Origin of the sequence: uncultured Intestinibacter sp. (assembly GCF_902468165.1) — a bacterium.
Taxonomy (GTDB): domain Bacteria; phylum Bacillota; class Clostridia; order Peptostreptococcales; family Peptostreptococcaceae; genus Intestinibacter.
In genome coordinates this window covers 1-21,591 of sequence record NZ_CABQXJ010000036.1, presented here as the reverse complement: position 1 = coordinate 21,591, position 21,591 = coordinate 1, and the positions used below count along the sequence as shown (strand labels likewise).

The following is a 21,591-nucleotide window of genomic DNA, read 5'->3' as shown; positions in this document are numbered from 1 at the left end:
AAAAACTATATTCACAATTTTAATCTAATATGAATCAAAAGTAGGGGAATATACCCCTACTTTTTAGTGTATATAAATAAAAATCTTAGTGTATATACGTTTAAAATATTATTTCATGTAAATTAAAAAACAATATCTATTTAAAATACAGCCTTTCAAAAGATAATTTATAAGTAACAATCAAATGATTAAGTGATATAATATTAGGAACAAGAAAAAATATGGTAAATGTGACTAATTTAAGGACGCATTGGCTAAAATCAATAATGTAGTTTAGATTTTAGGTTGTTTTTATTTTGAATTATTTTCATTTAAAAGAAGTCAAAATAAATTGCAAGATGATTAACCTTTATCTATAATGAACTTAAAGGAAGAAAATATTAATAATTTATTAAGGTTGGAGTAAGTATATTTATATATAATAAATATAGTTTTTATATTCTAACTTGAATAATTACATCGTGGTTTTTAAATCACACCAACGTGGCATATTACTGGGAGGTGTTTAATATGTTTAAATCAAAAACTAATTGTTTATCAGATGTAATAGCGTATGTTACTATGGCTATAATTTATTGCTCAGTAGCTTTTTATTTTATATCAATTGGGACAAATGTAAATCAAGTAATGTTTACAATCATATCATTTGCTGTTGGAGCTTTTGCTTATTTTAAACTAAGCTTTAAGAAAAAAACAACGACAACAGATGAAGTTAAATAGATAAGAATTTTTTTGGAGGGCAAGATGGCAAAAAAGGTAAAAACAAATGCAATGAGAATATTAGATTCTAATAAAATAGATTACGATACACATTCATATACAACAGATGGCGAACATGTAGATGGAATTACAGTCGCACATGCTATAGGAAGAGATGCAAAACAAGTTTATAAAACTTTGGTAGCTCAAGGACACAGCAAAGAATACTATGTTTTTGTAATACCTGTCGATCAAAACCTAAACCTAAAAAAAGCAGCTAAAGCAGCTGGCGAAAAAAGTGTAGAGATGATTCATGTTAAAGATATCAACAAGATAACAGGCTACATAAGAGGTGGGTGTTCTCCTGTTGGAATGAAAAAGTTATATGGAACTTTTGTCAATGAAACGGCAAAAGAGCTAGATACTATAATAGTTAGTGCAGGAAAAATTGGATACCAAATCGAATTAAAACCTGAAGATTTACAAAAGGTAACTAATTTTAAATATGCAGACATAATACAATAGAACTTGTGTTTAGAGGATATTTCGGTGAAATATCCTCTTTTTTTGTTGATGAGATATATTATTTAGTAAGGTAAGCTATATGATTAGTAAGATAATTAAAATAAATAATTTTAATACACAAATATTTTGATTATCAAATAGTATTGACATCTAAATAATTTTTGTATAAAATTATTTAACAGAACAGATAAACAAAATAAAAATATTAGGGAAATTAGAAAATATATTTGAGACTGGAGGTTTTATTCATGATACGCATAATAACAGATAGTGCGAGTGATATAACTATAGAAGAAGCAAAAGAATTAGGAGTGGAAGTAGTTCCATTGCATGTGATTTTCGGAAATGATGTTTTTATGGATGGTGTAGATATAAGCCACGACGAATTTTATAAAAGATTGGAAGAATGTGACGAATTGCCGAAAACATCACAAACAAATCCAGGTGGATTTGTAGAAGTATTTGAAAAATATATAAAACAAGGTGATGAAATTGTCGGGATATTTATATCATCAAAATTAAGCGGTACATATCAATCATCAATTATAGCATCTGATATGATTGAAGACGGAAAAATACATATAATAGATTCATTAAATGCAAGTATGGGTTTAGCTGTGCTTGTGAGGGAAGCTGTCAAAATGAGGGACAAAGGAAAAAGTGTAGACGAAATAAAAGTAGAAATAGAAAATCTCATACCAAGGGTGAAATTAATTGCAGTAGTCGATACTCTTAAGTATCTTAAAAAAGGCGGAAGATTATCTGCAACTTCAGCAATAGTAGGAGGGGTACTTGGAATAACTCCTGTAATATCTGTCGTTGATGGAAGTGTAGAAGTTCTCGCTAAGACTAGAGGTCACAAAAAATCTATAAAATTTATGGTAGATTATATGAAAGAAAACCAGCCTGATTATAATTATGCAGCAGATTTTGCATATACAAGAATAATAAAAAATTTGGATTCATTTAAAGAATCATGTAAACCTGAGTTTCAATTTTCAGAAGAGTCAACAAGGGAAATAGGAGCAGCAATTGGAACTCATATAGGTCCTGGAGCTTTTGGAGTGGCATATATATCAAAATAAATTAATAAAAATAATAGGGGGATATTACAATAATGAAATTGTAGATATCCCTTTTTATATATTTCAGATTTCAAAAAACTTGTTTTATATTCCAAATAATGATAAAGTGTTATATAGAAGACGAATAATCAGAAAATTTACGGGGAGGTATGTTCGCTTGAAGGTTATTAATTCTGCTCAAATTACTGAAGAAGTAAAGCGTTTGTGCATAGAGGGAAACCTTTTCTTAGGTCGAGATGTTGTTGATTCATTTAGAGAAAATCTTCAAAAAGAAGAGAGTGACTTAGGTAAAGATGTATTAAATATATTAATTGAAAATGCAGAAATTGCATGTAAAAGGGAGATTCCAATTTGCCAAGATACAGGAATGGCTGTGTTTTTTGTAAAGGTTGGCCAAGATGTTAAAGTTGAAGGAGATACTTTGACAGATGCCATAAACAAAGGCGTAAGTCTAGGATATACTGAAGGATACCTTAGAAAATCTGTAGTAAGTCCGATAGATAGAGTAAATACTCAGGACAACACACCAGCAGTAATCCATTATGATATGGTTAAAGGTGATAATATTGAAATCGTTTACGCGCCAAAGGGATTTGGTAGTGAAAACATGAGTCAACTAAAAATGTTAAAGCCATCAGATGGGCTAGATGGAATAAAAAAATTTATAGTTGATGTAGTATCAGAAGCTGGACCAAACCCATGTCCACCGATAGTTGTTGGTGTAGGAATTGGAGGTACTGTGGATAAGTGTGCCCAAATAGCAAAAAAAGCCTTAACTAGGGAAATTGGCGAACACAACAAAGATCCATTTATAGCAGATTTGGAAAAAGAAATGTTAGAAGAGGTAAACAACCTTGGGATAGGGCCTCAAGGATTGGGAGGAAGAACAACAGCACTTGCTGTAAATATAGAGACTTTCCCAACTCATATAGCAGGTCTTCCAGTTGTTGTGAATATAAATTGCCATGCTTCAAGACATAAAAGCGTGATATTGTAAAAAGTGCTAAATTTAGCATTAGGTATTAGGAGGGGGATTATGGTTGAATTAAAAACTCCATGTACAAATGAGGATATAGAAAAATTAAAATGTGGCGATGTCGTTAAGATGAGCGGTGTTTTATATACAGGAAGAGACCAAGCGCATAAGAGAATGGTTGCCGCACTTAAAGAAGGAGGAGAACTTCCTTTTGATATAGAGGGTCAGGCTATTTATTATGTTGGGCCGACTCCAAACAAGCCTGGCGAAGTGATAGGTTCGGCAGGTCCGACAACAAGTTATCGTATGGACGATTTAACAGTTCCTCTTTTAGAAAAGGGCCTAAAAATAATGATAGGCAAGGGAAAAAGAAATGACACTGTAATTGAAGGAATGAAAAAATATAAGGCTGTTTATTTAGCTGCAATCGGCGGCGCAGGAGCTTATATATCTAACTCAATTAAAAAATGTGAGATAATCGCATATGATGATTTGGGTGCAGAAGCAGTTAGAAAACTTGAAGTAGAAGATTTACAACTTATTGTAGCGATTGATTGTGAAGGGAATAATATTTACGATAAGAGAGAAGAATACGCAAAAACTACAAAAGCTACAAATGAATAAAATTAAATGCGGAGGAAGTTATGACAAAAAAAGATTTCAATGAATTAGCATTAACAATGCACGAAGAAAAATTAGGAAAAGTAGGAATACAAAGTAAAGTTAAAGTTGGGACAAAAGATGATTTATCTACAGCTTATACTCCAGGGGTTGCTGCTCCATGTTTAAAAATAAAAGAAAACAAAGACGATGTTTATAAATATACTTGTAAGTCAAATATGGTTGCAGTAGTATCTGACGGGACTGCTGTTTTAGGTCTTGGGAATATAGGCGCGTCTGCATCTATTCCAGTTATGGAAGGAAAGGCAATATTATTTAAGGAATTTGCTGGTGTTGATGCATTCCCAATATGTGTAGATACTATGGATATAGACGAAATAGTTAGAACTGTAAAATTAATTTCGCCTGTTTTCGGGGGAATAAACTTAGAAGATATAAACTCACCAAGATGTATCGAAATTGAAAATAGATTAAAAGAAGAATTAGATATACCAGTATTCCATGATGACCAACATGGGACTGCGATAATAGTTTCTGCTGGTATAATAAACGCGGCTAAACTTGCTGGCAAAAAAATCGAGGACTTAGAAATAGTAATCAATGGTGCTGGTTCTGCTGGTATGGCTATTGCAAAAATGTTATTAAACTTAAACGTAAAAGATATAGTTTTATGTGATATAAATGGAGCATTATGTTCAAAATCAGAAGGATTAAACTGGGCTCAAAAAGAAATGTTAAAAGTGACTAATAAAAACGACCAAGAAGGAAAATTAGCAGATGTAGTAAAAGGAAAAGACGTATTTATCGGTGTTTCTGCTCCAAAAATGATGACTAAAGAAATGGTATCAACTATGGCAGAAAAATCAATCGTGTTTGCTATGGCTAACCCAACTCCAGAAATATTCCCAGACGAAGCGAAAGAAGGTGGAGCATTTATAGTTGGAACAGGGCGTTCAGATTTCCCTAACCAAGTAAATAACGTGCTTGCTTTCCCAGGAATATTCAGAGGTGCATTAGATGTTAGAGCAAGTGAAATCAACGAAGAAATGAAAGTTGCAGCAGCATATGCAATCGCTGGAATAATAAAAGACGAGGAATTAACAACAGAATTTGTACTACCAGATGCATTTGATCCACGTGTTGGACAAGAAGTTTCAGCAGCAGTTGCTAAGGCAGCTAGAGAAACAGGTGTAGCTAGAATATAGACATATTTTTCTCTTATAACTCATACAATCTATAAAGATGTATCTTGCACAGAAATTTAAGGAAGTGCCGATAATATCTATTAATTTATAGATGAATTGAGGAGAGAATTATGGATGAAAACACAATTGTTTTATGGGATCAGAACGGTGTTGAAACTACTTTCGAAAAAGTATTTTCAATAGAAATAGAAGGAGAGCATTATATAATGTTGTCTCCAGTTGATACTGAATTTTCTATAGACGAAGAAGACGAAAATGAAATTTTAGTATTTAAATTGAGAGATAGTGACCATGGCGAACTCTTAGTTCATTTAAAAGAGGATGAGTGCAGGGAACTTACTCAAAAATGTAAGGATTTAATCCAACGATTTATAAATAATTATGATGATTAAATTTTATTTTGTTCATACTAAAAATTAAGATTATACATAAAAAGACACATATAAATGTGTCTTTTTTTAATTGAGCTATGAATGCGGTGATTCTAATTTATTTTATTTTTTAATGTAGTGTAAACTTCTTTTGTACTTTGGCTATCTTTAGTATTATAAATCAAATAGTCAAATTTACTATTTTTTAATTTTACTACTATATATGGTGGATTATCATCTTTATTTTTAAAGTAAAGATAAACTCTGCATTTTCCATATTTATCACTTTTAAAATTACCTATACATTTTGTATCAGTGGCCATACCATTAGTTCTAATTTTAAATGATATTGGTTCATTTGTTAGTTTTATGCTCTCGATATCTTTGTAATCTAATTCATAAGAATAAGGAAATGATGAAATACTTATATTAGGTGAATCGTTGCTAAATGAAATAGAACTATTTGAAATTTCACTAGGACCCATTAAAACTAGAATAAGTATCAGAGTTCCTATTAATACAATTTTATCAAGTTTTTTACCCATAAAATAACCGTGTTTTGTGGCTAAATTATAAGTCATACTATATCCAAAACGACTGCTTACCATTTTGCTAGAGTCGTTTGGGTTGTAGTAGTATATTCCATCAATCCAGTAGTCATCATCATCTACTATGATTTCAGAATCCTTATTTTTAGAACTCAATTCCTCGTCTAAATCATTTATTTTCTTCTTAATATATATAAATCCTAGAGCTACAATACTTGATAGTAAAAGTGTTGAAACTACTATCACATTTAAAAACTTAAGGTCTATATATTCAAAAAGTGCTAGATAAAAAACAAGAACAATAAGAGATTCTACTATAGCATTAATCAAGAAATATATAGAGAACATTTGTTTTTCAGTCTTATTTAAAATAAAATTAATCTCTGAATCTGTGCTATAAGTTTTTAATTTATTTTTATTAAATACTTTAGCAATATAAAATAGCAATATAACTAACCCTAAGTTTAAAATTGCAACTATTAAAAATGCTATATTCTCGGATGAAAAATTTTTAATAGATAATATTAGAGGGATAATTCCTATTAAAATTGGTATTAAAAAGTATTTATTGCTTATTGGCATAGAATTTTTTAATAGAGTTGTCTTCGTATCACAATAGACTACTTTTTTCTCACCGACAAACCATCCATTTTTAGCTTTTTCTGCTTTAATTTTACGGTTCATAAGTTTAAACGGTATTATTCCATAATATGCAAAGCCCATGCACCACAACATTAAATAAAATATATAAACAGTTGTATTCTTAAAAATCCAAAAAGGAAATACACAAGGTATAGCAGTAAGTAACATAAGTAAGTAGACCTTATTGCACATAGATTTATATTCCTTTTGAACTTCTTTTATAAAGTCGCTTTCTAAAACATCGTATGGCAGAGTAACAGCCATAAACATATTTTTCTTTGGTTTATTTGCTGAGCTCAAAGTAATGAACGTGATAAAAATACAAGAAATCATAATGATTCTAAATAACATAAGGGTGACCGCCTTTCATAGAATCGAAAATATTTTCACATATTTTCATAAATTCATCTTTTTTTATTCCCCTGATTTCAGCCTCTGAAATAACTAGAGTTAAGTCATCTTCAAGCTTTTCTTTAAACTCAAAATCAGGCGTTAAGATGGTGTTTACCTTTGCACCATGTCTTCTGTCAATTGATATAAAACCCTCTTGTTTTAACATTGCATATGCCTTGTTGACAGTCATGTTGTTTATGCCGAGATCCTCTGCTAGATTTCTTATAGTTGGCAGTTTTTCACCTTGTGCCAAGTCACCATGAGCTATTGCCATAACGATTTGGTTTCTAAGCTGAATATATATTGGAATCTCGCTTTCGAAATTTAACTTCAAAATCATAATAGACCTCCTTTTTAGAATTACTAATTGAATAAAGATAATAGCTCCATAAAGTAATTTTTAAGTAAGTATAATGTTGTATAAAAATCAAGTATGGAAATAATTAACTTTGTATTATATATAGTAATACAAATAATACAAAAATGCAATGAAATAAATTCCAAAAATTGCTATTGGAACAAATAGAATTGCATTGAGAAAAAATATAATAATTTTACGAAAATATGTTGACTTGGAGTGAACTCAAAGTAGTATAGTGTAAAAAATGGAAAAAATAATAGCAATATAAAGTCATCAGGAATATAGAAAAATGTAAATTAAAAAAATCATTGGTATTAAGGGGGAAGTTATGAAATATACTACTTTAGGAAAGTCGGATTTAAAGGTATCTAGAATATGTTTAGGGTGTATGGGGTTTGGTGATGCTCAGAAGGGGATGCATTCATGGACTTTACCATATGAAGAGTCAAAGGAAATTGTAAAGTATGCTTTGGAAAGTGGAATTAACTTTTTTGATACTGCTATGGGATATCAGGGTGGTACGAGTGAAGAATATTTGGGTCGAATTATAAAAGAATGTGCAAATAGAGAAGATGTTGTTATTGCGACAAAATTTGTCCCTAGAACAGAAAGTGAAATTAAAAATAATATAAGTGGTCAGCAACATGTTGAAAATTGTCTAGATGCTAGTTTGAAACGACTACAAATGGATTATGTTGATCTTTATGTATATCATTTTTGGGACTATAATACGCCTATAGAAGATATCATGGAAGGCCTACATAATGTTATTAAGCAGGGCAAGGCGAGATATATTGGAATTTCAAATTGTTATGCATATCAGCTGGCTAAGGCAAATGCAATAGCGAGACAAAATGGTTGGGAGGAATTTATATCAATCCAAGGCCATTATAACTTGATTTTTAGAGAAGAAGAGAGAGAAATGGTGCCTTTGTGTAAGGAAGAAAACATAGCGCTGACTCCATATTCTTCTTTAGCATCAGGAAGATTGTCGAAACATCCTGGCGAAGAGTCGAAACGTATGAGAGAGGACAGTTTTGCAAAAGGAAAATATGATGCAACTGCTGATGCTGATTTGAAAATTATACACAGGGTAGAAGAAATTGCTCAAATTAGAGGAGTTTCAATGAGTGAAGTTTCTCTGGCATGGCTTATTAAAAAGACGATATCTCCAACAGTTGGCGCGACAAAGAAACATCACATAGATACAGCAGTTAAGGCAGTTGAGCTTGAATTAACTGATAAAGAGATGAAATATTTAGAGGAATTATATGTGCCACACGAGTTAGTTGGAGTTATGGCACAAAATAAATAGATTTTAAGGGGGCAATATGAATAATTTAGGGGAAAATATTAAAAAATTAGGATTTGGTTTAATGCGTTTGCCGATGAAGGATGAAAAAATAGATATAGAGCAAACAAAAGTAATGGTCGATAAATTCTTGGATGATGGGTTTACTTATTTCGACACAGCTTGGGCATATGCAGGAAGTGAAGATGCGATAAGACAGGCGTTGGTTGAAAGATATCCAAGAGAATCATATCAATTAGCGACAAAAAACGCAGCTTGGATAAATTGCAACACAAGAGATGAGGCTATTTCACAATTTGAAACATCTTTAAAACAAACAGGTGCGGGATATTTCGACTTTTATCTTCTACATAATTTGGGAGAAAGCCGTACACAATTTTTCGATAAGTTTGATATGTGGAATTTTGTAAAAGAAAAGAAAGAAGAAGGGTTAATCAAACATATTGGTTTTTCATTCCATTCAACACCAGAAGAGTTGGAAGAAATATTAAAAGCACACCCAGAGATGGAGTTTGTACAGTTACAAATAAACTATGCAGACTGGGAAAATCCAGCCATTCAGTCGAGAGCATGTTATGAAGTGGCGAGAAAATATGGCAAGGAAGTTGTAATTATGGAGCCTGTTAAAGGCGGAATGTTGGCCACACCACCACAGCCAGTAGTCGACATATTCAAACAAGCTAATCCAAATACATCTGTGGCATCTTGGGCAATAAAATTTGCAGCTAATTTAGAAGGGGTAATTACTGTTTTATCAGGAATGAGCAATGTCGAACAAATGGAAGATAATCTGTCATATATGAAGGATTTTGACGGATTATCAGAAGATGAAATGAAAGTTATCAAAAAAGCACAAGAAGAATTAAGTAAAATCGACATTGTACCATGCACAGTTTGTAATTATTGTGCAAAGGTCTGTCCTAATAATATTGGAATTTCGGGTTCATTTACTGCATTGAATCAACTTATTTTGTATGGAAATAAGGCAGCAGCACAACATCAGGAAGGTTGGCTAGTTGGCGGACATGGAAAGCAAAATGCCTCAGAATGCCTTCAATGTGGAGAATGTGAAGCTGTTTGCCCACAACATATCCATATAATAGATCAGTTAAAGCGAGTAACAAAAGAATTATTATAATAGAGTGAAAATTATAAATCTATCATTTAACAAAATAATATATAGAGAGAAAAGTAGAGAAATGCCCTTGCTGAAAATTTAGCAAGGGTAAAAATTAGCGTAATGGAGATGTTTTCGAATAAAGATTTAAAAAATATAATTGTGCCCCTATTCTTTGAGCAACTGTTGGTGATGTTGGTGGGAATTGTTGATACATTCGTAGTAAGTTATGTTAGCGGGCAGCAGTGTCAGGGGTTGCATATCCTTCTTTGATTGCGAGGGCGTTTTCAGCAGTTGTGATTACGGTACTTCTTTTTAATAAGAAGTATGAAGCTCATTATGAAAAGGAGTCATTGGTTATACTGTTGCATTTCCATTTTCGGGACCTCTTAGCAATGGGCTTAGAGCGACTGGCGATGTAAAATACACAATGATTGTTTCGATTGCATCAACTGTTTTGGGAAGATTTATATTTTCGATAATCTTCGCTATATATTTTAATATGGGAGTGATTGGAATTGTCTTTGCAATGTGTTTAGATTTAAAGTATTAGTTAAGGTTATTAAAAGTATTAATTAAGATGATTAATTGAAGATATTAATTAAAGCGATTAAAAATTAAGATCGTAAATTTTTAGATAAAGATTTATTTTTTTACAAATTGTATATTAAAAAAGGATGCTCAGATAGTATTAATCTATTCGTGCATCCTTTTTAGTTTATTTATCTAAAGCTTTATGTTCTACTAATTTAAAGTATTTATCTAAACTATTTATACGAGTTATTTATCTTTATACTAGATAATTCATCTAAAATCTAAACTCTATGGCATCCGCTTTCGTCTTGAGTTATAAGGTTTTTCTTCATTAGAACACCAAGTGCTCTTTTGAAGTTTTTCTTACTTGAATTAAATACTGTTTTGATTTCTTCTGGAGAAGATTTATCGTTAAATCTCATGAAACCGTCGTTTCCTTCTAAGTAACTCATTATTGATTTTTCAAGAGTATCTAATTCTGCAGCTCTTTCACCTCTTGGAGAAAGGCCTAATTTTCCGTCTTCATATATTTTTATAACTCTCAAGTTTTCTAGTTTATCACCGATATTTAACTCTGTGAAATATTCGTTGTTTAATATTATAGCATCGAATTTGTTGTCAACACATAACATTGCAGTGTTGTTAGTTTGGAATCCATAAACAATACCTTCTACTGTATCGCCGATTTTGTAATCAGATTCTGTTGATAAATATGGGAAAATATCAGTTGTTGCCGCAAGTCTTCCCGTTTTATCAAGATATATGTAGAATAAATATCTTTGACCCTTAGTCATTTCAAAAGTTTGTTGTTTGAAAGGAACTAAGATATCTTTAGGAAGTCCAACATCGACAAAGCTACCTATTTTAGTGTGTGCAACTACTTTTAAGTAAGCTATATCACCTAATTTTGCTTTTGGATATTCTAAAGTAGCAGAAAGTCTACCTTCTGAGTCTCTATAAATGAAGACTTCTATCTCATCACCAACTTCCACTTTTTGTTTATTAAGAAGTCTGTTATGTAATAAAACGTCATCGTTTGAATTTGATCCTTCTTCGCCGACGAAATATCCGAAATTCGTCTCTCTTTTTACTATTAATTTATTGTATTCACCTAATTTAATCAAAGTTTTATCTCCTTTTCCGCTAGTACTACCTATTATTATATCCCTATTATACATGGATTATATATTTTTATCAAAGTAATTATTGATGGTATTAAATTAATAACTAAATTGAAGTTTAATTAATTATGCGAATTTAAGAAAAATTAGAAGGAAAAGAAGAAAATATAACGAATATTATATGTAAAAGTAGAATTTTATCGCAGGATTAGGAATAAAATGAAAAAAATATTTATTTTTGAGGAAAAAACAAGAAAAATAATGTATAATGTTTTATTGTTGAAATAAATACTCCATAATACAATATGACTTTAAATTATATTTAAATAAAAGTTATATAATGTAGAGAGACTAAAATTAAATAAGAAAGCGGGGAATTGTATGAAGGAGAAAATAATTTCTCTTGCAATATCTTTGGGTTTAATGACTACAATTGGATTCAAGGATTTGAGTTATGCTGATACAACTGTATCGGGGATTGTTACAGCAACTGCATTAAATGTGAGAAGCGGACCTGCCACAACATATTCTGTTATTGGTCAAGTATTACAAGGAAACGATATAAAAATCGTAGACAAAACAGGAAATTGGCTAAAAGTTAACTACAAAAATACAACAGGTTACGTTTCTGGTGCATATGTATCGAGCATATATAACGAAGCAAAAACAGAAGGATATGTTATTGGATGTAACACTTTAAATGTAAGAAGTGGTCCAGGAACAGAATACGCCAGAAAAGGAAGTCTAGTTAATGGTACAAAAGTACACATTATAAGTACTTCACTAGGATGGTCTAAAATAATTTACAATGGAAATTATGCTTATGTATCGGCAAGTTATCTGTCGAACTCACCAAGCGAAAACCAAGGAAACACAGGAAGTAATAACTCTAGTAATGGGAATAATTCGTCAAACGGAAGTACAGAAAACAACAATACACAAGTTACTATTAAAAATACAGGTACAGTTACTGCCGATCGTCTTAATGTAAGACAACAGCCAAGTACATCATCGACGATTTTAGGTGTATTAGAAAAAAACACAACAGTTAAAATAGTAGACGAAACAGAATCATGGTATAAAATCATGTATAAAAATGATTATGCATTCGTTTCAAAAAACTACATAATATTAGGAGGGACACAAACAGGTGGAACTCAAACAGTTACAAATTTAAATAATTTCTTATTTATAGGAGACTCTTTCACAAGTAGAATCAAAAACACAATACAATCAAAAGCAAAAGATTCATACGTAAGAGCAAAAGGAGGAGCATTCCCTTCTTACTGGTTAGATAATTTCTCACAAATGCCAGACTCAAACAACGTCAAAGGAGTTGTTTTACTAATAGGAATAAATGGAATTTCTAGAGAATCTAACTTAACAGATACAAAAACATTAATAGACAAATTATCTAAAAAATATTCAGATAAAACAATATATGTCCAAAGAGTCTTTCCAGTCGGAAAAGGATACGCAGGATATAACAATACACAAGTTGCAAATTACAACAAAAACAGAATTAATCCGTTTAACGCAAGTATAAAAGCATACTGCAATACAAAATCAAATGTCAAATTTATCGACACAACAAGCGGATTTGTAGATGCCAACGGATTTTTAATAAACTGCGAAACAGACGGACTTCACATACTAGATAGCTACAGTACTAAATTCTATAACAACATACAAACAGCAGTTATAAACGTGCAATAAGTATAAGATAAGTATAATGTAAATGTAGCTTACGAAAGTAGCTATACATAAATAAAATAGATTAATAGATTATAAGAAAAAATAATAAAAATAAATTCTAGAAAAATAGAAGATATATTATTTTTAATATAATAAATAGTAGCAAAAAAGAGATTGATACAAAATAAAGTACCAATCTCTTTTTTGTTGCGCATATACATACTGCTATACCTACTGCGGGGCATTACGATTTTATTTAACAACTTTGTGAAAGTATGAATAAAAATAAATTATATAAGGCGGAATGGTTTGAAGGGGGAGAGTATGAGGTAAATGATTTGGAAAAGTATAAATATAGGTATAAGTATGTAGTGTGGAAAAGTAGTTTTGGTAATTTTCCACACTTTTTATGTTATAAGGTTAATAGGTCTAGTAAATTAAAGCCACTTTATTAAAGTATTATTAAAATAAACTGATGACTTATTTACTAGATGTTTGTATTATCTTATGAAGTTAGTGTATATTTTTTCTTCTTTTTGTGGCATTGGAATGCCTGCTTTTTTGCTAGATTCTATGCATTTTAGAATCCATGCCATGTTTTTGCCCAGGGTTCTCATGATTTGTATTCCTTCTAGATCTTGTAATACTTCTTCTGGAGTGTTGCCATGAACCATGTTCCAGTAAGATGAGCTTATTACGGGCATGTTTGATATTGTGAAGTATTTTGTAAGTTGGTCTAGTGTTGCTGTTGTTCCGGCTCTTCTTGCACTTGCGATGGCTGCGCCTGGTTTGTATTGTAAGGCTCCGCCTGATGAGTAGAATAATCTATCCATAAATGATGTTATTGCGCCTGAAGCTGATGCGTAGTGTACTGGTGAACCTACGATTATGGCGTCGGCTTCTTTGGCTTTTGGCATACATTCGTTTACTACGTCGTCAAATATGCATTTTCCTTTTTTTCGACATGAGCCACATCCTATACATCCTGCGATTGGTTTTGCACCAACTTGGAATATTTCTGTTTCTATACCTTCTTCATTTAGTGATTTTGAGACTTCGCTTAGGGCTGTGAATGTGCAGCCTGCTTTTTTTGGACTTCCGTTTATTAATAATACTTTCATATTATTCCCTCCTAATAGTATTTTTTATATTTTGATATGTAAATAAATTATTGTAGTTAGTTTAAATCAATGATTGTATTTGATTTAACTACATAATTATTTTTAGTTTAAGTAAGTTATATGATTTTATAATTAATATTATAGCAGTTATTGGAAGTGAAGTTGTTGGAAGTTTTGTTATTCGTTATAAAAGTGAGAGATTTAGGCAGAATAATATAGTAGGTTTGTGATATCAAGATGATGAGTTTTGAGGTAGTAGATAATAAATTTTTATGAAATTAGACAATGTATTTTGGGAAGAATTTAGATTTTTAAAATTTTGATTTTTTGTATTTTAGAGTTTTGGTTAAATTTTAATTTTGTGAGAAAATAAGATTATTAATTAAAAAAAGTTACATATACTAAATTATAAAATTAATATTATGAATTGATTTGGAAAGAAAATGGGCAATAAATATTGAAATTTGAACGATTAATCGGTTTTATATAAATTTTAGGTTTTTTGATAAAAACATTGAATTTTGGTTATGTTTGCTATATAATATCAATGGTGAGTTTAGTAATTTTAAACTTTGAGTTTAGAAAAATACAAAACGAGTTTAACAATATAAGAAAAAAGTTTACTTTTAATAAGATTTATTTAAATAAAAATTATAATAATGGGAGGCCTAGGTATGGATATTGGGAGTAAGATAAAGAGTATGCGTATGGAAAAACAGTTGACCCAAGAAGAGCTTGCTAATAGGTGCGAACTTTCTAAAGGGTTCATATCGCAGCTTGAAAACAACCTTACATCACCATCGATAGCGACTTTGATTGATATTTTAGAAATTTTAGGAACTAATTTAAGAGAGTTCTTTAATGAAATTGATCCGGAGAGAATTACTTTTAAGAAGGAAGATATGTTTGAGACTGAGGATGAGGAGTTGAAATACCATTTAAAATGGTTGATTCCGAATTCGCAAAAGAATATGATGGAGCCGATTATAATAACTTTATATCCAGGAGGGCAATATAAAGAAGAGAAGCCTCATGAAGGTGAGGAGTTTGGTTATGTTGTGGCTGGGAATATTCTTCTTCATTTGGGCGATAGAGTCAATAAAGTGAAGAAGGGCGAGAGTTTTTATTTTAAGCCAAGAATGAATCATTACATATCAAACCCAGGTAAGACAACTGCGAAGGTAATATGGGTAAGTACGCCACCATCTTTCTAAAAAATGATAGTGGAAGTATTGAGTATTAAAATTTAATAAAAATTAAAGATAGACGTGGATTTACGTTGAAAATAAAAGTTAGTAATTATAAGCATGATGAGTATTGTGCAAAAAAAGAGAAGAGAGGTGTATCTATGAATAATACAAATTCAGAAATGAAGCTAGATGAGACTAAGTCAAATGTAGCTCAGTCAGAAAATATTATTGAATTAAAAAACATAACAAAGCAATACGATGATCTTTTAGTATTGGATAATCTTAATCTTGATATAAAGAAAAATGAATTTTTAACTTTATTAGGACCTTCAGGATGTGGAAAAACTACTACATTAAAGATAATAGCTGGTTTTGAACATGCTGATGAAGGTGCGGTTATGTTCGAAGGTGTAAATGTAAATGATACCCCACCTTATGAAAGACAAGTAAATACTGTTTTCCAAAAGTATGCGTTATTCCCTCATATGAATGTTTATGAAAATATCGCGTTTGGATTAAAAATAAAGAAAATGGATAAGGCGACTATTGATGTTAAGGTAAAAGAGATGCTTAAACTTGTTGCACTTGAAGGATTTGAAAAACGTTCGATTGATTCTTTAAGTGGTGGGCAACAGCAAAGAATCGCTATTGCAAGAGCATTAGTTAATGAGCCAAAAATATTACTTTTAGATGAGCCTTTAGGTGCGCTTGACTTAAAATTAAGACAAGAAATGCAAAGAGAGCTTAAGAAAATACAACAAAAATTAGGAATTACTTTTATATTTGTAACTCATGACCAAGAGGAAGCTCTTACTATGTCTGATACGATTGTTGTTATGAATAAAGGTAAAATTCAACAAATGGGAAGTCCTGAAGATATATATAATGAGCCGAAAAATGCATTTGTTGCGAAATTTATCGGTGAAAGTAATATAGTAGATGGAATTATGATTGATGACTACAGAGTACAGTTCTGTGGAAGAGAGTTTGAATGTGTTGATTTCGGTTTTGAGAAAAATGAAGAAATCGAAGTTGTAATTAGACCAGAAGATATCAAGATGGTTTCTCCTGAAGAAGGAATGTTAAAAGGTTTAGTAACATCTGTTGTGTTTAAGGGTGTTCACTATGAAATAGCTGTAGAAGAAAACGGAAGAACTTGGTTTATCCATAATACAAAAATGGCTGAAGAAGGTACTATGTTAGGAATGGATATATACCCTGAAGATATACATATCATGAGAAAGGTAAGCCAATAATAATTTATCATCTACTAATTTGATAAATATTTTTAAAAGGTGAGTGATAATAATGAAAAGAAAAGCATCTGAATCAAGATTAGCGACTCCTTATGTAATTTGGAGTGTACTTTTTATAGTAGTACCTTTAATTTTAATAGTTTTCTTCAGTTTTACACAGCAAGTAGATGGAAGATACGTATTTACAACGGCGAATTTTGAAAAATTTTTCAATCCAATGTATTTTAAAGTTATCAGAAGATCACTTGTTTTAGCACTTATATCTACAGTTTTATGTTTAATAGTTGGTTATCCAACAGCTTATATTATTTCAAAAGCGAAACCAAGCAAAAGAGGAATACTTCTTTTACTTTGTATATTACCAATGTGGATGAACTTCCTTCTTAGAACTTACGCTTGGTCGGCTATATTAGGTAGAAATGGATTTATAAATACTTTACTTAAATTTATTGGTCTTAGCCCAGTAAATATACTATATACAGATACAGCAGTTTTATTAGGTATGGTTTATAACTTCCTACCATTTATGATACTTCCAATTCATACGGTTTTATCAAAAATGGACCACGATTTAATAAATGCAGCGAGAGACCTTGGAGCAAATAATTTCCAAGTTTTTACAAAGGTAATATTCCCACTTAGTTTACCTGGTGTAGTATCAGGAGTAACAATGGTGTTTATGCCTGCTGTTTCGACATTCGTAATATCAAAACTTTTAGGTGGAGGACAATTCTACTTAATAGGTAACTTAATTGAACAAGAATTTATGTCAGTTGGAGATTGGCATTTTGGATCAGCAATATCAATATTTATGATGATTATAATACTTATCTCAATGGCTATAATGAATAAATACAGCAATGGAAATGACAAGGAAGGCGGTGGATTACTATTATAAAGAAGATTTTTTCAAACATATATTTATTTTTGGTATTTGTATTTTTATACTTACCAATAGTGACTTTAGCGATTTTTTCGTTTAATGATTCAAAATCCATGTCTGTATGGAATGGATTTACATTAGATTGGTACCACACCTTATTCGAAAATGAAAGGCTAATAAGCGCACTTTACTACACATTACTTGTAGCAATAACTGCAACAATAATATCAACTATCGTCGGAACAATGGCGGCGATAGGAATACATAAGATGAGAAACAAAAAAAGAAAAGATTTATTACTTAATATAAATTATCTGCCAGTTTTAAACCCAGATATAGTAACTGGGGTATCACTTATGACATTATTCGTATTTTTAAACGTAAACTTTGGCATGGGGACAATGCTTTTATCTCACTTAGTATTTGATATACCATATGTAATATTATCTGTGTTACCAAAGTTAGCACAGCTACCTGCAAATATAGAAGATGCGGCCCTTGACTTAGGAGCGACACCATCATATGCGCTTAGAAAAATAATATTACCACAACTTAAACCAGGTATAATATCTGGAGCACTTATGGCATTTACAATGTCTATAGATGATTTCGTAATAAGTTTCTTTACAACAGGAAACGGAGTAACAAACTTATCAATAGAAATCTACTCAATGACAAGAAGAGGTTTAACTCCTGAAATAAATGCTCTTTCAACATTAATGTTCATAGTAGTTTTAGCATTACTAATAACTTCAAATATTGTTGGAAATAAAAAGACAGTAGAAAATTAATATAAATACATTATAAAGATAAATTAAATCAACATGAGATTAAATATGTGAAACAGGGAGGATTTCTAGATGAAGTTAAAGAAAATAATTGCATTAATATGCACATTTGCTATGACAGCTAGTATGTTGACTGGTTGTGGTAGTTCTAAAAAATCTAGTCAAGTTCTAAACATATACAATGTTGGGGATTATATAGATCAAGATTTACTTGCTAAATTTACTGAACAAACAGGAATAGAAATAGTGTACGAAACATACGACACTAATGAAGCAATGTACCAAAAATTAAAAAGTGGTTCTTCAAAATACGATTTAATCTTCCCATCAGATTATATGGTAGATAAATTAATAGAAGAGAACATGCTACAAAAAATAGATTACAAAAATATACCAAATTACTCACAAATAATGGATAGCTTTAAACATCCAAGCTACGATCCAAATGATGAATACAGCGTACCTTATTTATGGGGGACTTTCGGTATAATCTACAACACTAAAGTAGTAGACAAAGAAGACACAAAAAGCTGGGATATATTATGGAACAAAAAATATACAGGAAATATCCTACTACTAGACTCAGTAAGAGACACAATGGGGATTTCTTTAAAAAGACTAGGATATTCTATGAATACCCATAACCCAGATGAAATAAACAAAGCAAAAGATGAATTAATAAAAGAATTATCAGTAGTTCAAGCATACGTAAATGATGACGGAAAAGATAGAATAGTAGCTGGAGATGCTGATATAGGAATAGTTTATTCAGGAGATGCACTAGTTATGATGGACGAAAACCCAGACTTAGCATATGCAATACCTGAAGAAGGAACAAACAAATGGGTAGATGCAATGTGCATACCTAAAACTGCCGAAAATAAAGACTATGCAGAAGCATTTATAAACTTTATGCTAGACCCAGAAGTAGCAAAACAAAACGTAGACTACATAGAGTACTCTACGCCGAACCAAGGAGTATACGACATGTTAGACGAAGAAACTAAAAATTCTCCAGTCGCATACCCAAGCGAAAAAGTATTAAATAAAACAGAAGTGTTCTTAAATCTTCCAGAAAACGTGATGAAATTATATGACGATGCCTGGACAGAAATTAAGACAAATTAGAAATAAAATAAGATAATAAAAAGGAGTGCCTAAAATAGATAAATGTGTCTATTTTAGGCACTCCTTTTTTTGATAATGTAGTTAGAGCAGGGGCAGATGTTGTTAAGTTATATGATATAGTTTTGTATTAATGAAATTAAATATAAAGTTTTTAAAAAAATTAAAAACGGAGTATAAATATTTAGATGAATATATCGAATTTAAATTATATATATAAGATTAAAGTTCGATAAAATTAGAAATATATCTTGATTAACATGAAATAAAGTTTGGAATTAAAAAATATTTAAAAAAATATTTAAAAAAATACATAAAATCTATTGCAAAGAACAAACAAAAGGTGTATAATATAGATATAAAGATAAAACATAAAGAAAGAGGTAAAGATATGAAGTGTATCGCACACATGAAAGATAAAGATGGGAAAGAATTTTCTTATAGTTTAAACGCCAAAGATTTGACTGAGGCTGACGAAAGGGCTAAGAACCTTGCAGAAGCAAGTGGTTGGCTCTACTACGATTTAGAAGTTCCTCTAGTTTAGAGGAGGAGACAATAAGCAAAAAAAAGGGGGTGTTTATCACCCTTGACTATGCTTATTAGTGATACCATAAAAATTTGATTTATGGATTGAGGGTTTGTGAGATGAAAATTGGAAAAATTATGATGGCACTATCTGTGCTACTGTACGCCTATGGTGCTGATTTACTTATTACAGGGTTAGTTGTGCTAACTACTATCGAGGGAGCTAGTATTATGTATCATGCTTTGGAAAAAGCAGTGGAGAAGCGTTCTCGTATGAGACACAGCACGCGCATGATGTAGTTCTTTGACTTAAAAAAGAGAAATAGGCACTATGTTTCCTAACATAGTGCTATAATAATACAGAGAATAAAACAAAAATAGAAACGGAGAAAAGACGATGACCAAGGAAGAAAAAAATAATAAGTTTGATCGCACAGCCTATATGCGAGACTACATGAGAGACTACAATCAGACTGATGATGGTAAAAAGAATAGGCAGAAAAGCAATGCTAATTACCAAAAATCAGAAAAGGGAAAAGAAACTAGAAAAAAATGGCTAGCTAATAACCCTGAGAGTGTCCAAAAGTCTTCTGAAAAATATCGTAAGACCGACAAGTGGAAAGAGGCGCAAAAGCGTACTACTGCAAAAATCGCTATCCTAACACGTGAGGGCTATGCTGGAGCAGTTAAGGCGTTAAGAACTGATTTAGGTCTATCGCAAACCCAAGCGTCCGAAAAAACTGGAGTACCAGTAGCAACAATCCGACAAACGGAGCGAGGGGCAGTCTATTTGTCTGAGGAGCGTTTGAAAGAATACGCAAATAAACTAGGCTATGAAGATGAAACAGTGGCTAAAATCGTAGAATTTAAGTACCCTGTTCAAGCTATTCGTAATTACGTTGAGGAAGAGTTGGCGAACCACGGAGTCAGTTCAGATGAAGCAGATGAATACTTGCTACGCGATTTGATTGAAAAAAGTGTAAAAAAAGTTGACTAAAAGTGTTGACTTTTTCTTCCCTCTTATGTATAATATAAACATAAAGATAAAACAAAAGGAGAAACATCATGGTTAAATTAACTACCTTGAAGACCTTAGAATATCAAGTAACAGGCAAAAACCTTTATTGTCTCACCGTCCCAGCAAAATACAACGGACAACGCTGGTATATTGAGATGGAAGAGAAAACCATCAATGCTATTGATACTATGCTAGAACTTCACGATCAATCGCTACATCAAGAGTGGTTAGGGTACAAAGAGGGTGGAATGAGTTCAGAGGGGTTCGCTTTCCAAGAACGCTTAGAGACACCAGATGGCACGATTGACCTAGAGGACGGAAGCGAACTGGTTTTATCAGAACAAGTAACTGCTCCAGAGCTAACAGCAATCCCCCTCGAAGAACCAACAAAACAAGAAATTCAAAAGGTTCTTGACCAGCTCTTGAAAGAGGCTAGCAAATATCACAGTGACTTTCTAGGAAGTATTGAAAAGTGGCGCG

The 21,591-nt window shown here is 31.4% G+C and carries 23 protein-coding genes; 19 read left to right on the top strand and 4 right to left on the bottom strand.

The genetic code is table 11. The features are described 5' to 3' along the window. Positions 1-510 precede the first annotated feature (510 nt). The 7 genes from RDX53_RS07935 to RDX53_RS07905 all read left to right on the top strand — a co-directional run bounded on the left by RDX53_RS07935 (position 511) and on the right by RDX53_RS07905 (position 5,503). Complete coding sequence (locus RDX53_RS07935; RefSeq protein ID WP_195930044.1) at positions 511-720, top strand: hypothetical protein; 210 nt, start codon at positions 511-513, stop codon at positions 718-720. A gap of 24 nt (positions 721-744) precedes the next feature. Further along, positions 745-1,224, top strand: coding sequence for a Cys-tRNA(Pro) deacylase (gene ybaK, locus RDX53_RS07930; RefSeq protein WP_195930043.1), 480 nt, complete (start codon positions 745-747; stop codon positions 1,222-1,224). 248 nt (positions 1,225-1,472) lie between these two features. Next, a complete protein-coding gene (locus RDX53_RS07925) occupies positions 1,473-2,309 on the top strand; it encodes a DegV family protein (RefSeq protein ID WP_195930042.1) in 837 nt (278 codons plus the stop codon). A gap of 157 nt (positions 2,310-2,466) precedes the next feature. Further along, on the top strand, positions 2,467-3,306 hold the full coding sequence (locus RDX53_RS07920) for a fumarate hydratase (protein WP_195930041.1): 840 nt from the start codon (positions 2,467-2,469) through the stop codon (positions 3,304-3,306). A gap of 39 nt (positions 3,307-3,345) precedes the next feature. After that, positions 3,346-3,909, top strand: coding sequence for a Fe-S-containing hydro-lyase (locus tag RDX53_RS07915; RefSeq protein ID WP_195930040.1), 564 nt, complete (start codon positions 3,346-3,348; stop codon positions 3,907-3,909). Between the two features lie 20 nt (positions 3,910-3,929). Next, positions 3,930-5,111 (top strand): NADP-dependent malic enzyme, encoded by a 1,182-nt coding sequence (locus RDX53_RS07910; RefSeq protein ID WP_195930039.1) that lies wholly within the window; start codon positions 3,930-3,932, stop codon positions 5,109-5,111. Positions 5,112-5,221: 110 nt separating this feature from the next. Then, the gene (locus RDX53_RS07905; RefSeq protein ID WP_195930038.1) at positions 5,222-5,503 is read left to right on the top strand and encodes a DUF1292 domain-containing protein; all 282 of its coding nucleotides are present in this window, start codon (positions 5,222-5,224) and stop codon (positions 5,501-5,503) included. A gap of 92 nt (positions 5,504-5,595) precedes the next feature. On the opposite strand, the gene RDX53_RS07900 is transcribed toward RDX53_RS07905, so the two are convergent. Together RDX53_RS07900 and RDX53_RS07895 are read right to left on the bottom strand one after the other, a co-directional pair. Continuing rightward, on the bottom strand, positions 5,596-7,023 hold the full coding sequence (locus RDX53_RS07900) for a hypothetical protein (RefSeq protein WP_195930037.1): 1,428 nt from the start codon (positions 7,021-7,023) through the stop codon (positions 5,596-5,598). Continuing rightward, positions 7,013-7,405, bottom strand: a complete 393-nt coding sequence (locus RDX53_RS07895; RefSeq protein WP_195930036.1) for a GntR family transcriptional regulator — start codon at positions 7,403-7,405, stop codon at positions 7,013-7,015. The genes RDX53_RS07900 and RDX53_RS07895 overlap by 11 nt, the downstream gene beginning before the upstream one ends. Positions 7,406-7,754: 349 nt before the next feature. Between RDX53_RS07895 and RDX53_RS07890 the strand changes: the two genes are divergently transcribed. Then, entirely contained in the window at positions 7,755-8,741 is a 987-nt protein-coding gene (locus tag RDX53_RS07890; RefSeq protein ID WP_307993937.1) for an aldo/keto reductase, read from the top strand. Between the two features lie 16 nt (positions 8,742-8,757). Then, positions 8,758-9,876: an aldo/keto reductase gene (locus RDX53_RS07885; RefSeq protein ID WP_295778174.1), complete on the top strand. Its 1,119-nt coding sequence runs from the start codon at positions 8,758-8,760 to the stop codon at positions 9,874-9,876. Between the two features lie 794 nt (positions 9,877-10,670). On the opposite strand, the gene RDX53_RS07880 is transcribed toward RDX53_RS07885, so the two are convergent. Beyond that, positions 10,671-11,513: a S1 RNA-binding domain-containing protein gene (locus RDX53_RS07880; RefSeq protein WP_295675882.1), complete on the bottom strand. Its 843-nt coding sequence runs from the start codon at positions 11,511-11,513 to the stop codon at positions 10,671-10,673. A gap of 378 nt (positions 11,514-11,891) precedes the next feature. Between RDX53_RS07880 and RDX53_RS07875 the strand changes: the two genes are divergently transcribed. Beyond that, positions 11,892-13,226 (top strand): SH3 domain-containing protein, encoded by a 1,335-nt coding sequence (locus RDX53_RS07875; protein ID WP_295764012.1) that lies wholly within the window; start codon positions 11,892-11,894, stop codon positions 13,224-13,226. Positions 13,227-13,705: 479 nt separating this feature from the next. Here RDX53_RS07875 and RDX53_RS07870 read toward each other — a convergent pair whose 3' ends face one another. After that, on the bottom strand, positions 13,706-14,326 hold the full coding sequence (locus RDX53_RS07870) for a flavodoxin family protein (RefSeq protein WP_307993936.1): 621 nt from the start codon (positions 14,324-14,326) through the stop codon (positions 13,706-13,708). A 674-nt stretch (positions 14,327-15,000) separates the two neighbouring features. On the opposite strand from RDX53_RS07870, the gene RDX53_RS07865 reads away from it, so the two are divergent. The 9 genes from RDX53_RS07865 to RDX53_RS07825 form a co-directional block, all read left to right on the top strand. After that, entirely contained in the window at positions 15,001-15,540 is a 540-nt protein-coding gene (locus tag RDX53_RS07865; RefSeq protein WP_007286148.1) for a helix-turn-helix domain-containing protein, read from the top strand. 155 nt (positions 15,541-15,695) lie between these two features. Then, the gene (gene potA / locus RDX53_RS07860) at positions 15,696-16,772 is read left to right on the top strand and encodes a spermidine/putrescine ABC transporter ATP-binding protein (RefSeq protein ID WP_195931675.1); all 1,077 of its coding nucleotides are present in this window, start codon (positions 15,696-15,698) and stop codon (positions 16,770-16,772) included. A 52-nt stretch (positions 16,773-16,824) separates the two neighbouring features. Continuing rightward, the gene (locus tag RDX53_RS07855) at positions 16,825-17,670 is read left to right on the top strand and encodes an ABC transporter permease (protein WP_195931673.1); all 846 of its coding nucleotides are present in this window, start codon (positions 16,825-16,827) and stop codon (positions 17,668-17,670) included. 98 nt (positions 17,671-17,768) lie between these two features. Continuing rightward, on the top strand, positions 17,769-18,446 hold the full coding sequence (locus tag RDX53_RS07850; protein ID WP_243269632.1) for an ABC transporter permease: 678 nt from the start codon (positions 17,769-17,771) through the stop codon (positions 18,444-18,446). A 69-nt stretch (positions 18,447-18,515) separates the two neighbouring features. After that, positions 18,516-19,571 carry a PotD/PotF family extracellular solute-binding protein gene (locus tag RDX53_RS07845; protein WP_195931672.1) on the top strand — a complete coding sequence of 352 codons (1,056 nt, stop codon included), beginning with the start codon at positions 18,516-18,518 and terminating at the stop codon, positions 19,569-19,571. A 388-nt stretch (positions 19,572-19,959) separates the two neighbouring features. Next, positions 19,960-20,112 carry a hypothetical protein gene (locus RDX53_RS07840; RefSeq protein ID WP_307993934.1) on the top strand — a complete coding sequence of 51 codons (153 nt, stop codon included), beginning with the start codon at positions 19,960-19,962 and terminating at the stop codon, positions 20,110-20,112. A 134-nt stretch (positions 20,113-20,246) separates the two neighbouring features. Then, positions 20,247-20,393, top strand: a complete 147-nt coding sequence (locus RDX53_RS07835) for a hypothetical protein (RefSeq protein WP_307993932.1) — start codon at positions 20,247-20,249, stop codon at positions 20,391-20,393. 97 nt (positions 20,394-20,490) lie between these two features. Then, positions 20,491-21,090 carry a helix-turn-helix transcriptional regulator gene (locus RDX53_RS07830; RefSeq protein WP_307993930.1) on the top strand — a complete coding sequence of 200 codons (600 nt, stop codon included), beginning with the start codon at positions 20,491-20,493 and terminating at the stop codon, positions 21,088-21,090. A 68-nt stretch (positions 21,091-21,158) separates the two neighbouring features. Further along, the coding region (locus tag RDX53_RS07825) for a hypothetical protein (protein ID WP_307993928.1) at positions 21,159-21,591 on the top strand (433 nt) is incomplete at its 3' end.